The sequence below is a fragment of the Modestobacter sp. Leaf380 genome, assembly GCF_001424485.1.
Classification (GTDB): Bacteria; Actinomycetota; Actinomycetes; order Mycobacteriales; family Geodermatophilaceae; genus Klenkia.
In genome coordinates this window covers 129,287-144,552 of the sequence record NZ_LMQC01000024.1, presented here as the reverse complement: position 1 = coordinate 144,552, position 15,266 = coordinate 129,287, and the positions used below count along the sequence as shown (strand labels likewise).

Annotated in this window: 12 protein-coding genes; 7 read left to right on the top strand and 5 right to left on the bottom strand. The window is 74.6% G+C overall.

Annotated elements, in window-relative coordinates; translation table 11 throughout:
- The 3 genes from ASG41_RS21845 to ASG41_RS21835 all read right to left on the bottom strand — a co-directional run bounded on the left by ASG41_RS21845 (position 1) and on the right by ASG41_RS21835 (position 2,068).
- Entirely contained in the window at positions 1–195 is a 195-nt protein-coding gene (locus ASG41_RS21845; protein ID WP_056300663.1) for a hypothetical protein, read from the bottom strand.
- Positions 196–269: 74 nt separating this feature from the next.
- Positions 270–1,001, bottom strand: coding sequence for a PRC and DUF2382 domain-containing protein (locus ASG41_RS21840; protein WP_056300660.1), 732 nt, complete (start codon positions 999–1,001; stop codon positions 270–272).
- Between the two features lie 47 nt (positions 1,002–1,048).
- Positions 1,049–2,068: a zinc-binding dehydrogenase gene (locus ASG41_RS21835; protein ID WP_200939178.1), complete on the bottom strand. Its 1,020-nt coding sequence runs from the start codon at positions 2,066–2,068 to the stop codon at positions 1,049–1,051.
- Positions 2,069–2,146: 78 nt separating this feature from the next.
- Here ASG41_RS21835 and ASG41_RS21830 point away from each other — a divergent pair, with 78 nt between their 5' ends.
- The 3 genes from ASG41_RS21830 to ASG41_RS21820 all read left to right on the top strand — a co-directional run bounded on the left by ASG41_RS21830 (position 2,147) and on the right by ASG41_RS21820 (position 7,541).
- Positions 2,147–4,135, top strand: a complete 1,989-nt coding sequence (locus tag ASG41_RS21830) for an AAA family ATPase (RefSeq protein ID WP_056300656.1) — start codon at positions 2,147–2,149, stop codon at positions 4,133–4,135.
- Between the two features lie 104 nt (positions 4,136–4,239).
- Positions 4,240–5,085, top strand: coding sequence for a PPK2 family polyphosphate kinase (locus tag ASG41_RS21825; RefSeq protein WP_056300642.1), 846 nt, complete (start codon positions 4,240–4,242; stop codon positions 5,083–5,085).
- Between the two features lie 125 nt (positions 5,086–5,210).
- Complete coding sequence (locus tag ASG41_RS21820) at positions 5,211–7,541, top strand: transglycosylase domain-containing protein (protein ID WP_056300639.1); 2,331 nt, start codon at positions 5,211–5,213, stop codon at positions 7,539–7,541.
- Between the two features lie 13 nt (positions 7,542–7,554).
- Here the strand turns inward: ASG41_RS21820 and ASG41_RS21815 are convergent, their stop codons facing one another.
- Both ASG41_RS21815 and ASG41_RS21810 read right to left on the bottom strand, forming a co-directional pair.
- Positions 7,555–8,412, bottom strand: a complete 858-nt coding sequence (locus tag ASG41_RS21815) for a YhjD/YihY/BrkB family envelope integrity protein (RefSeq protein WP_082557223.1) — start codon at positions 8,410–8,412, stop codon at positions 7,555–7,557.
- Between the two features lie 47 nt (positions 8,413–8,459).
- Positions 8,460–10,535 (bottom strand): glycogen debranching N-terminal domain-containing protein, encoded by a 2,076-nt coding sequence (locus ASG41_RS21810; protein ID WP_200939177.1) that lies wholly within the window; start codon positions 10,533–10,535, stop codon positions 8,460–8,462.
- 197 nt (positions 10,536–10,732) lie between these two features.
- Here ASG41_RS21810 and ASG41_RS21805 point away from each other — a divergent pair, with 197 nt between their 5' ends.
- From ASG41_RS21805 to ASG41_RS21790, 4 genes are all read left to right on the top strand, one after another.
- Positions 10,733–11,815, top strand: a complete 1,083-nt coding sequence (locus ASG41_RS21805; RefSeq protein WP_056300637.1) for a LacI family DNA-binding transcriptional regulator — start codon at positions 10,733–10,735, stop codon at positions 11,813–11,815.
- A gap of 70 nt (positions 11,816–11,885) precedes the next feature.
- Complete coding sequence (locus ASG41_RS21800) at positions 11,886–13,127, top strand: extracellular solute-binding protein (RefSeq protein ID WP_056300633.1); 1,242 nt, start codon at positions 11,886–11,888, stop codon at positions 13,125–13,127.
- Positions 13,124–14,308, top strand: a complete 1,185-nt coding sequence (locus tag ASG41_RS21795) for a carbohydrate ABC transporter permease (RefSeq protein ID WP_082557221.1) — start codon at positions 13,124–13,126, stop codon at positions 14,306–14,308. Before ASG41_RS21800 ends, ASG41_RS21795 begins: the two co-directional genes overlap by 4 nt.
- Before the next feature lie 7 nt (positions 14,309–14,315).
- Entirely contained in the window at positions 14,316–15,209 is an 894-nt protein-coding gene (locus ASG41_RS21790; protein ID WP_056300631.1) for a carbohydrate ABC transporter permease, read from the top strand.
- Positions 15,210–15,266: the final 57 nt, after the last annotated feature.

Genomic DNA, 15,266 nt, shown 5'->3' with positions numbered 1-15,266 from the left:
TCAGCCGCCGGAGCCCCCGCCCCCGAGCATCCAGCTGTGCCGGTTGACGGCACCGCGGGCGTCGGCGGGGGCGGCGGGGTCCGCGCTCCGGGCGGTCGCCCTGTCCTGGTCGTACCAGCCGTCCCGACGGCGCCGCAGCCCCCGGACCGCCAGGCCCGTCACCAGCACGGTGACGCCGATCAGTGCGATCTCCATGCCCCGACGCTATGGCCGCACCCCGGGACGCGCGCCCCCGTTGGTGCACTGTTCACCTGCCGTGGCAGCAGCCCTCACCGCGGCCCGTCGGTGACGTCGACGGCGATCTCCTCGTGCGCCAGCTGCCCGCGCACGGTGTCCTCGCGGGTCACCCAGTCGGTGCGCAGCCGCACCCGCTCGAGCGGGACACGCTCGACGCCGACGACCGGCTGCTCGCCCCACAGGGTCACCCAGTCGGTGGCCTGGCCCTCGGTCCCCGGCGGGATCGTGCCGCCCGCGGCGGACACCGGGGTCAACGGGAGGTGCTCGACGCGGGCGCGCTGCCGGGTCACCGTCACCGGGACCATGACCTGCTCGGTCACCGTCTCCACCCGCAGGACCGCCCGGCTCCACGGCACCGTGGAGGACCGGACGCTCAGCCGCTCCTCGGACCGCACCGTGCCCGGACCCCGCAGGGCGTCGGGTGCAGCGGGCCCGGGTGCATCGGACCCGCGTGCGTAGTGCTGCCGGAACCGCAGCTCGTCCTCCGGGCTCAGCCGCTGCGAGGCCCGCAGCCGAGGCGCCCCGCGGGTCAGGGCGGGGTCCACGCCCAGCTGCAGGCCGTCGGCGGTCGACCGGTGGTCGGCCAGCGGCACCACGGTGACCGGCTCGTCGTCACCGGCCGCGGCGTGCGCGCCGTCGGCGAGCCCCACCCAGGTGGGCTGGCCGGTGGCGTCGTCGAGCCAGACCGCCCGGACGGTCCCCAGCACACCGCCGTCCCGGTCGGTGGCGGTGGTGCCGACGAGGGAGGCAGGGTCGATGCTCATGCCCTCCTAGGTGCTCGCGGAACGGCCTCGTCACACATCGGCGGCGGTCACGGCTGCAGGACGATCCGGATCGGGTTGCCGGTCTTGTGCGTCAGCCGCTCGATCGCGTCCGCCGCGTCGGTGAGCGGCAGCGTCTCCGACACCGACCGGGCGAAGTCGACGCGGTGGTGCCGGACCAGGTCGACCAGCTCCTGGACGTGCTCGGGCCGGGACCCGTAGTGGCCCTGCACCCGCTGGCCGAAGTAGCTGAACGCGGTGCCGTCGCGCAGGGTCAGCGGCTGCTTGGTCAGCCCGACGAGGGTCAGCGCGCCGCCCACGCCCAGGCACGCCACCGCCTGCTCCCGGACGGCGGCGACCCCGGCGAAGTCGAAGGCGTGCGCCAGCCCGACCCCGCCGGTGGCCGCCCGGACCTGCGCGACCAGGTCGTCGTCGGCGGGGTCCAGGGCGACGTCGGCGCCGAAGGCCAGTGCCCGCTCCCGCGCCTCGGGCACCGGGTCGACGGCGACGATCGGCGCCGCGCCGACCAGCCGGAGCAGTTGCACGCCGTGCGCCCCGAGTCCGCCGACGCCCCACACCCCGACCGGCTGCGCCGGGCGCACCCCCGCGGTGGCGGTGACCGCCGCCCACGGGGTGGAGACGGCGTCGGGCACGATGCAGGCCTGCTCCAGCGGCAGGTCGTCGGGGACGGCGACCAGGGTGTCGGCCCGGGCGACGGCGTACTGCGCCCAGCCGCCGTCGTAGTCCACGCCCCGGGTGAAGACGACGCCGCCGCGGTCCTCGCCGGCCTGCAGCAGCACCCGCTGCTCCGGCACCCAGCCGGTCACGCCCTCGCCCAGCACCGCCACGGTGCCGGCGACCTCGTGGCCCAGGGTCACGGTGTCGCCGGCCAGGAGGAGCGGGCGCAGCTCGCCCTCGACCAGGTGCACGTCGGACAGGCACACGCCGGCGGCACGCACCCGGACCAGCACCTCGCCGGGCCCGGCGGTGGGCGTGGGCACCTCGACGACGGCGAACTCGTGGGTGCCGACGTCGAGGCGGCCGGCGAGCATGGTGGTGGGGACGGTCATGCCCCCGGTGGTGCCCCGCGGGCGACGTCGGGGAAACCGCTGGATCCGGGGCAGGTCCGGGCGTAACGTCCTCCGACCGTGTCTCCCCACCCCGCCAGCGAGACCGCCGACCCCGTGCTCCAGGCCGAGCGCGCCCACCTGGAGCACGCCGCCACCTGCCTGGCCCGGATGCACGTGGCCACCGCCGCCACCGCCGACGCCGGTGTCGACGCCTGGGCCTCGGAGCGGCTCGGCGCGGCCCGGGCGGAGCGGCTGCGCTCCCTGGCCGCCGACCCGGACGCACCCCCGTTCTTCGGCCGCACCGACACCCCGGCGGAGACCTTCCACGTCGGTCGGCGGCACGTCCGGGACGCCGCCGGGGACCCCGTGGTCATCGACTGGCGGGCGCCGATGAGCCGGCCGTTCTACCAGGCCAGCGCCGCGGACCCGCAGGGCCTGACCCGCCGCCGGCGGTTCGGCTTCGCCGACGGCCGGCTGACCTCCTACGAGGACGAGTCGCTGACCGTCGACGACGGCCCGTCGGACGTGCTGCGGCAGGAGATCGAGCGGCCGCGGTCGGGCCCGATGCGCGACATCGTGGCCACCATCCAGCCCGACCAGGACGACATCGTCCGCGCCCCGCTGTCCGAGTCGGTCTGCGTGCAGGGCGCCCCGGGCACCGGCAAGACCGCCGTCGGGCTGCACCGCGCGGCCTACCTGCTGTACACGCACGGCGAGCAGCTGGCCCGCACCGGCGTCCTCGTCGTCGGGCCCAACCGGGCGTTCCTGCGCTACATCGAGCAGGTGCTGCCCGCCCTGGGCGAGGTGGAGGTCGACCAGGCCACGGTGGGCACGCTGACCGACCGGGTGCCGGTGCGGGCGCAGGACGAGCCCGCGGTCGCCGTCCTCAAGGGCGACCCGCGGCTGGCCGACGTCCTGCACCGGGCGGTGTGGCGCCGGGTGGTCAAGCCGGTCGACTCCGTCCAGGTCCCGCTGTCGGGACGGCGGTACCGGGTCCCGGTCGAGCGGCTCAAGCGCCTGGTGGACGACCTGCGCCGGGCCGAGGTCAGCTACGGCGCCGGCCGGGAGCGGCTGGCCATGACCCTGGCCGAGGACGCCCGCCGGCAGAAGGAGGAGGCCGGCGGCAGCCCCACCGATGCCGAGACGCGGGCCTGCGCCCGGTCGGCCGAGGCCCGGGCGTTCTGCGAGGCGCACTGGCCGGCCCTGGACCCGGCGGCCGTGGTCGCCGAGCTGCTCACCGACCCGGCCGCGCTGGCCCGCGCCGCCCGCGGTCTGCTGAGCGAGGAGGAGCAGGTGCTGCTGCAGCGCCCGGCGGCCCGGTCGGTGCGGGCCACCCGCTGGACACCGGCCGACGCGGTGCTCGTCGACGAGGTCGCCGGTCTGCTGGAGCGGACGCCGGGCTACGGGCACGTCGTCGTCGACGAGGCGCAGGACCTGTCCCCCATGCAGTGCCGGGTGGTCGCCCGACGGCTGGCCGCCGGCTCGCTGACCGTGCTCGGCGACCTGGCCCAGGCCACCAGCCCGTGGTCGGTGGCCGACTGGACGCAGACGCTGACCGCGCTGGGCCGCCCGGACACCGCCGTCCGGCCGCTGACCCGTGGCTACCGGGTGCCCGCGGAGGTGCTGGAGTTCGCCAACCGGCTGCTGCCGACGCTGGTGCCCGGGCTCGCGCCGGCCACCGCGGTCCGCTCCGAGCCCGGGTCCCTGCAGCTGCGGTCGGTCACGTCGATGACCGGGCCGGTGGCCGGGGTCGTGGCACAGGTCGGGGAGGGCTCGGTCGGGGTGGTCTGCGCCGACGCCGCGGTGCCTGAGCTGGTCGCGGCTCTGCGGACCGAGGGGCTCGAGGTCGGCGCACTGGTCGACGACGGCGACGAGCCGGGCCGGGTGGTCGTCGTGCCGGCGACGCTGGTGAAGGGCCTGGAGTTCGACCACGTCGTCGTCGTCGACCCGGCTGCGATCGTCGCCGCCGAGCCCCGTGGCCTGCACCGCCTCTACGTGGCGCTGACCCGCGCGGTGAGCAGCCTGGTGGTGCTGCACCGCGGCGACCTGCCCGAGCTGCTCGCCTGAGGCAGCCGCCCGTCGAGTGCGGAGCCAGGCCGGTCACGGCGGCCCGACGACCGGTCCCACTCCGCACTCGACGACGGTCGGGCCGCGGAAACTAGGCTCCGGCCATGGCCGACTCCCTCCGTGACGCGCTGCGTGCGCCGTCCGCCCCCGTGGCCCTGGCCGACATCGACCCGCGCGGCAAGCCGCACGCGCCCGGGGACAAGGACGCGACCAAGGAGCAGATGGCCGCCGACGGCGCCGAGCTGGCGGCGCTGCAGGAGCGCCTCTACGCCGAGGGCGTCAGCGGTGGGAGCCGCCGGGTGCTGCTGGTGCTGCAGGGCATGGACACCAGCGGCAAGGGCGGCGTCATCGAGCACGTCGTCGGTGCGGTGAACCCGCAGGGCGTGTCGATCACCAGCTTCAAGAAGCCCACCCCGGAGGAGCTGCGGCACGGCTTCCTCTGGCGGGTGCGCCGCGCGGTCCCGGCGCCGGGCATGGTCGGTGTCTTCGACCGCTCGCACTACGAGGACGTGCTGATCGGCCGGGTCCGGTCGCTGGCCACCCCGGCGGTCGTCGAGCGCCGGTACAAGGAGATCGTCCGGTTCGAGGACCAGCTGGCCGCCTCCGGTGTCACGGTGGTCAAGTGCATGCTGCACATCTCCCGCTGGGAGCAGAAGCAGCGCCTGCTGGCCCGCCTGGACGACTCCACCAAGCGCTGGAAGTTCAACCCCGGCGACATCGACGAGCGCGCGCTGTGGCCGGAGTACGAGCAGGCCTACGAGGCGGCGATCGAGCGCACCAGCACCGAGGCCAACCCCTGGTACGTCGTCCCCAGTGACCGGAAGTGGTACCGCAACTGGGCCATCGGCCGCCTCCTGCTGGAGACGATGACCGACCTGGCCCCGCGGTTCCCGGCCGCCGACTACGACGTCGACGCCCAGCGGGACCGGCTGATCGACGAGGCCGACTGACCCCGCACCGGCGATCGGACCCGGTCCGGTCGTCGGTGCAGGTCACGGCCGGGTGACGGCAGTTGTGGATCGGGGTGTTCTCTGATCGACTGGACGTCAGCAGTGGTCGAGGGCACGGAGGCCCCATGCGCGTGGCCCGCAAGCTGGGCACCCTGGCGAAGCTCGTGGTGGCCCTCGTCGTCTCCGGGGTGCTCGTCGCTGCCGGGCTGTTCCCGTTGGTCGGTGGGTCGGCGCTGGTCGCGCAGGACTCCGCCTCGCTGCTGGACGCGTTGCCCGTCGAGCTGACCGACGCCACGCTCGCCGGCAACACGGTGATGGTGGCCGCGAACGGCGAGCCCATCACCGGCTTCTACGACGAGAACCGGGCCCCGGTCGCCGCCGAGGCCATCGGCGAGGTCATGAAGCAGGCCATGGTGGCCATCGAGGACGCCCGCTTCTACGGCCACAACGGCCTGGACGTGCAGGGCACGCTGCGCGCCTTGGCCCGCAACCTGGCCTCCGGCGAGGTCGAGGAGGGCGGTTCGACGCTCACCCAGCAGCTGGTCAAGCAGACCCTGCTGCAGACCGCGGACACCCCCGAGGAGGCCGCGGCAGCCACCGAGCAGACGCTGGCCCGCAAGCTCCGGGAGGCCCGGCTGGCCCTCGCCCTGGAGGAGACCTACTCCAAGGACGAGATCCTCACCCGCTACCTGAACATCGTGTACTTCGGGCAGAACAGCTACGGCGTGCAGGCCGCCGCCCGCACCTACTTCTCCGTCGACGCGGCCGCGCTGACCCTGCCCCAGGCGGCGATGCTGGCCGGTCTCGCGCAGAGCCCCACCAGCGACGACCCGACCATCGCCCCCGACGCCGCCACCGTCCGGCGCGACCAGGTGCTGGACCGGATGCGCGACCAGGGCATGGTCACCGCCGAGGAGGCCGCCGCCGCGCAGGCCTCCCCGCTGGGCCTGGTCCTGGGCCCGGCCCCGCCGCGGGGGTGCGTGCAGGCCAGCGTCGGGCCCTTCGTCTGCGACTTCGTGCAGCGCTACCTGACCCAGACCCTGGGGATCACCCAGCAGCAGCTCGAGCACGGCGGCCTCACCATCCAGACCACGCTGGACCCCGAGCTGCAGCGTGCCGGGGACGCCGCGGTGCTGGAGACGCTGCCCATGGGCGACTCGCTGGCCGGCATGTTCACCGCCGTCCAGCCGGGCACCGGGCACCTGCTGGCGATGAGCGTGAACCGGGTGTTCGGCTACGACGTCAACGACCCGGCGCAGGAGTCCTACAACCTCAACGTCGCGGCCAGCCAGGGCTCCGGCTCGACCTACAAGGTCTTCACCGCCGCCGCCGCGCTGGCCCGGCAGTACTCCGCCTACTACACGCTGACGACGTCGGACCCCTACGTCTCGCGGGTCTACCGGGACGGCAGCGAGCCCTACGACGTCCGCAACGCCGGGCGGTACGGCCGGACGCTGGACCTGTCGACGGCGCTCTACCAGTCCTCCAACACCTACTTCCTGGCCCTGGAGGACGCCCTGGGCAGCGTCGAGGAGCCGGTGCGCATGGCCGAGGCGGCCGGGCTGTTCCAGTTCAGCCGCCCCGGGTTGGCCCAGCAGGTCATCGACGAGAACCGCGGCTCGTTCACCTTCGGTGCCGAGGAGACCAGCCCGCTGGGGCTGGCCAGCGCCTACTCGACCTTCGCCGCCAGCGGCACCCGCTGCCTGGTCACGCCGGTCACCGCGGTGCTGGACCGCAACGGCCAGCCGCTGCTCGGCGAGGACGGGCAGCCCCTGGTGACGGGCGACCAGTGCACGCCGGAGGCGATCCCGTCGGGCGTCGCCACCACGATGAACCAGATCCTGCGCCGTGACGTCGAACCGGGGAACCCGGGGCAGACCGGTTCCCGCGCCTGGATCCCCGGGCACCAGATCGCCGGCAAGACCGGGACGTCGCAGGACAACTTCTCCGCGGCGTTCGTCGGCTACACCCCCGAGATCACCGCCAGCGTGATGGTGCTCAACCCCAAGCAGAACGAGGACGTCGGCGGGTTCGGCGGCAACAAGCCGGCCACCATCTGGCGCGCGGCGATGGCGCCGGTCCTGGAGGTGCGGGGGAGCAGCGACTTCCCGCCCGCCGACCCCGCGGTGATGAACGGCAACACCAGGCCGGTGCCCGGCTGCCGGTCGGTGGGTGCCTGCCAGTCGGCGCTGTCGGGGGCCGGCTTCGTGCCCCAGGTGGTGCGTAGCGAGGGCAGCACACCGTCGGGCACGCTGCTGGGCACCAGCCCGCCGGCCGGGGGTCGTGCCGTCGTCGGCCAGGTCGTGACGATCCTGGTCAGCAACGGGGCCGACTACCGGCCCCCTGCTCCCGCACCGGCCCCGGCGCCCGCCCCTGCGCCGGGTCCGGCCCCCGCGCCGGAACCCGCACCGGCGCCACCGCCGGCCGTGCCCGTCCCGGTGCCGCCGACGAACTGAGCCCCGGTGTCGTTCAGGCCCGCTGCGCGCGGGCCAGGGCGAGGCGCTCGTCCAGGGCCTGGGTGAGCAGCCAGCCGGCGATCACCACCAGGTGCAGCAGGAACAGCCAGAGCCCCAGGGCGACGACGCCGCCGACGACGTCGAGCCCGCCGAACGGCGCCCCGATCGACAGCGGCAGCCGCAGGAAGAGCACGAAGCCCTGCAGGAACCCGGCCAGGGACGCCGCGGTGAAGAACGCCCCGACCAGGACCGCCTGCCAGCGCAGCATGCCGGCCGCGACGAACCGGAAACCCCAGACCAGCGGCCCGACCAGCGCGAAGAGCACCGAGTAGAACCCCAGCGCCACCCCGCCCAGCCCGGCCCAGAACCCGCCCTCGGCCTGCAGGTCGGCCAGCACCGGGACCACCAGCAGCACCGGGTACAGCAGGAAGGGCGACACCAGCAGCAGCGGGACGACGGCCAACCGTCCGCGCCAGCCGGTGTAGGTGTCCCGCTCGTCGGTGAAGCGCAGCAGGGCCCGGCGCAGACCCTCGCCGTAGAAGGTCATCGGCAGCAGTGCCAGCAGCCCGCCCAGCAGCGTCATCGTGGTGCCGGCCTCGGCCAGCCGGGCCAGCGCGTCCGGTGCACCCAGCTGCGAGGGCAGCACACCGCCCAGGGTGTCCAGCTGGTCGCGGACCCAGCCGGCACCGGCGAGCAGCGAGGTCAGCGCCATCGCCAGCAGCAGCAGCGGGACCACCGAGATGCCCGCGTAGAACGTCAGCCCGGCCGCGATGAGCGACAGGTCGCGGCCCTGCAGGCCGCGGCGCACCGAGCGCATCAGGAACCGGGACTCCGACCGCCAGCGGGCGTGCCAGGACGGGCGGTCGGTCATCCCCTCCACTCCACCACCCCGCGGGGCGGCGCGCCCGGCGAGGCGGGTCAGCCGGTGACGACCTCGCCGGAGAAGCCGGTCACCTCGACCGAGCCGTCCGCCGACACCGCCACGGTGACGTCGTCCGCCCCGACCCGCAGGCCCTCCACCCGCACGGCGCCCAACGGCGCCGGACGCAGCGGACGGACGACGAGCCGCCCGGCCGGGACGTCGGGGCGCAGGCCCAGCACCGCGGTCAGCACGGCCACGGCGGCGGCCGCCGACCAGGCCTGCGGCCGGCAGGACGCCGGGTAGGCCAGCGCCCGCCGGACGACGTCGGACCCGTCCCCGGAGAACAGCTCGGGCAGCCGCCAGTCGAAGGACTCCCCGGCCGCCAGCACCCCGCGGGCCAGGGAGCCGGCGACGGCGTCGTGGCCCTCCCGCGCCAGGCCGGTCAGCGCGATCGCGGTGTCGTGCGGCCACACCGAGCCGCAGTGGTAGGTCAGCGGGCCGTAGCCACCGGCCGTGGTCGCCATGGTGCGCAGTCCGAACCCGGAGTCCATCGCCGGGGACCCGACCCGGGCGGCCACCTCGGCGGACTCGGCAGCGGTGAGCAGGCCGGTGCCCAGCAGGTGGGCGATGTTGGACGTGGGGGCGTCGACGGCGGTCTTGCTGCCGTCCAGCGCGATGGCGGGGTAGCGGCCCTCGTCGTCGGCGACCCAGAAGGCGCCGCGGAACCGCTCGGCCAGCTCGGCGGCCCAGGTCCGCCAGCGCTCGGCGCCGGGTCGTCCGAACGCCTCCAGCAGGGCGGCCCCGGCCAGCGCTGCCTCGTGGGCGTAGCCCTGCGCCTCGCACAGCGCGATCGGCCCGTCGGCGACGGTGCCGTCCACGAAGCGCACCGAGTCCGCGCTGTCCTTCCAGCCCTGGTTGGCCAGTCCCGCGCCCGAGCGGTCCAGGTACTCCAGGAACCCGTCGCCGTCCGGGTCGCCGTCGGTGGCCAGCCACCCCAGCGCGCGCTCCAGCGGGTCCAGCAGCTCGGTGACGACGGCGGGGTCCAGGCCCCAGCGCCAGGCGTCGTGCAGCAGGCAGACCCACAGCGGGGTGGCGTCCACGGTGCCGAAGTAGACCGGGGGCAGGAACGGGGTGGTGCCCCCCTCGGCGACGGGCGGGCGCCGGATCTCGTGCAGGATCTTGCCCGGCTCCTCCCCGGTCGCGTCGTCCCGGCGGGTGCCCTGCCGGGCGGCCAGCGTGCGCAGCGTGCCGGCGGCCAGGTCGGTGCCCAGCGGCAGGAGCAGCCGTGCCGTCCACAGGCTGTCGCGGCCGAACAGGGTGAGGTACCAGGGGGCGCCGGCGGCGGCGAAGACGTCGTCGGGGTCGGTGGTGGTGGCCATCCGCAGCCCGGCCAGGTCCTCGAGGGACTGCGCCACCAGCACCGCCAGCCGGGAGTCGTCGGCGGTGACCCGCGGGGTGGACCAGCTGCGCGGCGTGCGGGGGGCGGCGGTGACGCCGCCGGGGTCGGTCACGGTGACCGTCCAGGTCAGCTCCACGGCCTCCCGCGGGGGGACGACGACCGACCAGGTCAGCCGGCCCACGTCGCCGCCGGCCTGCAGGCCGGGCACCACCACGGTGACGCCGCGGCCGGACCAGCCGTCCTCGCCCGGGGGCAGCAGCGGGCGCAGGTGCCCGCTCTTGACCTCCTCGACGGTGGCCAGGTCGGTGCCCAGGGTCAGCACCACCTCGGCGGCCACCGGCTCCGCCGCGGTGGAGACCAGCCGCAGGGTCTCGGTGAGCCCGTCGGCAGCGAGCCGGCGGACGGTCTCCAGGCGGACGGTGGGGTCCGGGCCGGGGTCGCCCAGACCGCGGACGACGGCCACGTGCGTGCTGGTCCCGGGGCCGGTGCTGCCCCCGCCGATGCCGTCGGGACGCCGCCCGGCAACGGTCACCCCGACCACCGACAGCGCCCGGACGTCGCCGCAGAACACGCCCTCGGCGCCCCGGCCGCGGACCGCGCCGTCCCGGCCGCCGAGCACCGTCACCGGGGCGAGCAGGCAGACGTCGAGCTCGTGGACCAGGGGCTGCAGACCGGCCGCCGAGGCGTCGGGGGCGGGGGTCGGGGTGCGGTCGGTCGTCTCGGTCGGCGTCACGGGTCGACCCTCTCTCATCGGTGGTGCCGGTGCTGCCACCGGGTTGGAACGGTCCAACCACGGACGATCCCGGGCCGGATCCACGGTCGTCCCGTGCCCAGGGTGGCGACTTGACAGGCACGTTGACCCGGCGCAGTGTGCCTGCCATCACCTTGATCGGTCCAATCCTGGGCCGGTCCGCACCGGAGGAGGGCGACGTGCAGGACGACGGCACCGACCGCCCCACCCTGGCCAGCGTCGCGGCCCTGGCCCAGGTCTCCAAGCAGACCGTGAGCAACGTGCTCAACGCCCCGCACCTGGTCAGCGGCGCCACCCTCGAGCGGGTCCAGGCCGTCATCGACGAGGTCGGGTACCGCCCGCTGCGGGCAGCCCAGCAGATGCGCAGCCACCGCTCCCAGCTCATCGCCATGCGCATCGAACCGGTCCGCGAGGCCTTCGGCGGCAGCGTGCTCGACCAGTTCCTGCACGCGCTGACCCGCAGCGCCGAGGAGTCCGGTCAACGCCTGGTCCTCTTCACCGCCGACGACGCCGAGGCCGAGGTGGGCGCCTACGACGAGCTCGTCGCCTCCTTCGCCGTCGACGCCTTCGTGCTCACCGGCACCTCCCACGGCGACCCCCGCACCGCCTGGCTGCGCCGCCGCCGGCTGCCGGTGGCCAGCTTCGGCCGGCCCTGGGACGACCCGGACGGCCGCAGCTGGGTCGACGTCGACGGCGCCGCCGGCACCCGTGCCGCCGTCGAGCACCTGCTGGCCCAGGGCCACACCCGGATCGCCTGGCTCGGCTGGCCCGCGGGCTCGGGCACCGGCGACGACCGGCGGGCCGGCTGGGTGGACGCCATGTCCTCGGCCGGCCTGCCCGTCGCCGGCCTGGAGGCCGGGCTGCCCGACGACCTCGCCGTCGCCCAGGCCACCGCGCTGGGGCTCGTCGCCGCCCGCGGGGTCACCGCCCTGGTCTGCGCCAGCGACTCGCTGGCCCTCGGCGCCCTCGGTGCGGTGCGCGAGCTGGGCCGCCGGCCCGGCAGCGATGTCGCCGTCGTGGGCTTCGACGACAGCCCGGTGGCCGCGGCCCTCGGTCTCACCTCGGTGGCCCAGCCCGTCGTCGCGGCGGCCGCGGCCTGCATCGACCTGCTGCGCGGCCAGCTGGACCCCGGCCCGCCCGGGTCGCCGGCCGTCGACCAGCCGGTGCTGCTGCCCCCGCGCCTGGTGGTCCGGGCGTCCTCCGACCGGGGCGCCGACCCCGCGGCGGCAGCGACCAGCCTGCCCTTCCCGCCGTCCCCCTGAACCGCCCCGCACCCGCACCACCCGACCGCCGGCACCGACGCCGCGGTCGCCCGCAGAGGAGGAACCCCGAGTGAGACACCCCATCCGCCGGTCCGCGCAGGCGCTCGTCGCCGTCGCCACGCTGTCCCTGGCCGCCGCCTGTGGTGGCGGTGGCTTCGACGACACCGCCGAGCAGCAGGAGTCGGGCAGCGCCTCGCTCACCATGCTCATCGCCAGCTCCGGTGACGCCGAGACCCAGGCCGTGCAGGCCCAGGTCGACGCCTACGAGCAGGAGTCCGGCAACACCGTGGACGTGCAGGTGGCCGCGGACCTGCAGCAGGAGCTGGCCCAAGGCTTTGCCGGTGGCAACCCGCCGGACGTCTTCTACCTCGACGCCACCCGCCTCGCCGACCAGGCCGACGCCGGGAACCTGTTCCCCTACGGCGACCAGATCGACGACCTGGACGACTTCTACCCGAACCTGGTGGACACCTTCACCTACCAGGACGAGGTCTACTGCGCGCCCAAGGACTTCTCCACCCTGGCGCTGGAGATCAACGACGCCTCCTGGGCGGCCGCCGGCCTCACCGAGGCCGACCACCCGACCACCTGGGAGGAGCTGTCCACGGTCGCCCAGACGCTGACCACCGGCGGGCAGACCGGACTGGTCATCGGCGACACCCGTGACCGGGTCGGGGCGTTCATGACCCAGGCCGGCGGCTGGTTCGTCGACGAGGACGGCACCGAGGTCACCACCGACAGCCCGGAGAACCTCGAGGCGCTGGAGTACGTCCAGTCCAACCTGGCCGCCGGCTCCTTCGCCTACCCCGGCGCCGTCGACGCGGGCTGGGGCGGCGAGGCCTTCGGCACCGGGAAGGCCGCGATGACCATCGAGGGCAACTGGCTGGTCGGCGCCATGGCCGCGGACTACCCCGACGTCGGCTACACCGTCGTCCCGCTGCCCGAGGGCCCGGCCGGCCCGGGCACGCTGTCCTTCACCCAGTGCCTCGGCGTGGCCGCGGACAGCGACGCGCAGGACGCCGCCGTCGACCTGGCCACCTTCCTCACCAGCCCGGACGCGATGACCGCACAGACCCAGGACACCGGCGTGCTGCCCTCCCGCCAGTCGCTGGCCGACGCCTACCTCGAGCAGTTCCCCGAGCGGCAGGCCTACATCGACGGCGCCGAGTACGCCCAGGGCCCGGTCAGCGCCCCCGGCGTCGAGCAGGTGCTGATCGACTTCGACAGCCAGCTCAGCGGCCTGGCCACCGGCGACCCGCAGGCGGTCCTGGAGTCCACCCAGACCAACCTCGAGCAGGCGATCGGCGGATGACCGCCGTCCCGGCTCCCGCGGGGGGCCTCGGCAACGCCCCGGCGCGGGGGCCGGGCGGCGTCGTCGCGCCACGTCTCACCCGGTCCCGGGGCTCGTCCCGGGCCGGGCAGGGCCGTGCTGCCTGGGCCTTCACCGGCCCCGGTCTGGTGCTCATCGGCCTCTTCGTGCTGGTCCCGATCCTGATGGCCTTCTGGGTCAGCCTCACCGACTGGCGCGGGCGTGGGTCACCGTTCTCCTCGGCCGTCGGGTTCGTCGGCCTGGACAACTACGCCACGATCCTCACCGAGCCCGGCCTGCCCCGGCAGGACTTCATGACCGCGCTGCGCAACAACGGCTGGTACGTGCTGCTGGTCGTCCCGCTGCAGACCGCCATCGCGCTCGGCCTGGCCGTCGTCCTCAACAGCCGGATCCGGGCCAAGAGCTTCTTCCGGACGGCGTTCTACTTCCCCACCGTGACCAGCTCGGTCGCGATCAGCCTGGTCTTCATCTTCCTGTTCACCGGCGGTGGTGCCGTCAACGGCCTGCTCGGGCTGGTCGGCATCGACGGCCCCAACTGGTTCAGCGACAGCCGCGGCCTGGTGCACCTGCTCGGTGACGGCGTCGGCCTGTGGGACGCCGGCAACCCGCCCGCGGCCCTCACCGACGGCGGTCCGCTGGGCCTGTCCTGGTGGGACTGGCTGTCCGGGCCCTCCATCGCGCTGGCCGCGCTGATCGTCCTGGTCGTCTGGACGTCGGCCGGTGGCTACATGCTGATGTTCCTGGCCGCGCTGCAGGACGTGCCCAAGGACGTGCAGGAGGCCGCCGTCATGGACGGCGCGAACCCCTGGCAGCGCTTCCGGGCCGTCACCCTGCCTGCACTCAAGCCGACGCTGTTCCTGGTGATCACGCTGGGCCTGATCGGCACCTGGCAGGTGTTCGACCAGGTGTACCTGATCAGCCAGGGCAACCCGGCCAAGACCACGCTCACCCCGGCGTACCTGAGCTACACCTCGGCGTTCGAGACCGGGCAGTGGGGCCGGGCCGCGGCGATGTCGTTCGTGCTCTTCGCGATCATCATCGTGCTGACCTCGGTGCAGCGCTTCGTCATGCGCGACAAGGACGCGATCGCGGAGAAGAAGGCGGCCCGCGCCGTCGCCCGCCGGTCGCCGTCGAAGACCACCTTCTTCCACGCCGGTCAGTGAGGCAGCCGTGACCACCACGCTCGAAGCCCCCGTCGAGACCCCGGCGCCGGCGCCCCGCCGGTCCGGGGGGCGGCCGCTGCGCCAGGTGGGCCGGTTCCTGGCCTACGTCGTCCTGGTCTTCTTCTCCATCGTCTACCTGTACCCGTTCCTGATCCAGATCGTGACGTCGTTCAAGACCAACAGCGACGCCACGAACTCCCCGCTGACGCTGCTGCCCGACCCGGTGACGACGGCGGCCTTCAGCCGGCTGCTGGAGACCGACTTCACCCTGTGGGCGTTCAACTCCGTGTGGGTGTCGGTGCTGGTCACCGGCCTGCGGGTGTTCCTGGACTCCCTCGCCGGCTACGCACTGGCCCGGCTGCGGTTCCGCGGCCGGTCGGCGGTGTTCACCGCGATCCTGGCCGTGATGGCCGTGCCCAGCGTCGTGCTGCTGATCCCGAAGTTCCTGGTGCTCAACCAGCTCGGCATCTACGACACCCCGGTGGCGCTGTTCCTGCCCCTGGTCGCCGACGCCGCCGGCATCTTCATCATGAAGCAGTTCTTCGAGTCGGTCCCGGCCTCGATCGAGGAGGCCGCCCGGATCGACGGCGCCGGCACCTTCCGGGTGTTCTGGTCCGTCGTGCTGCCGATGGCCCGCCCGGCCCTCATCACCCTGACGATCCTGAGCTTCCAGGCGTCCTGGAACGAGCTGCCGCACTTCATCGTGGCGTCCCAGGACCGCGACCTCTACACGCTGACCAAGGGCGTCGCGACGCTCACCACCGGCCAGCTGGGCTCGGGCAACCAGTTCCCGCTCACCCTGGGCGCGGCGCTGCTGATGACCATCCCGGTGGCGGTCGTGTTCTTCGTCTTCCAGCGCTACTTCGTCGCCGGCGCCAACGAGGGCGGCGTGAAGGGCTGACGCCGCCCTGCGGCAAAGGAAGCTCTACACCCTCCATCCGCGTCAGGAGGGGGTGTA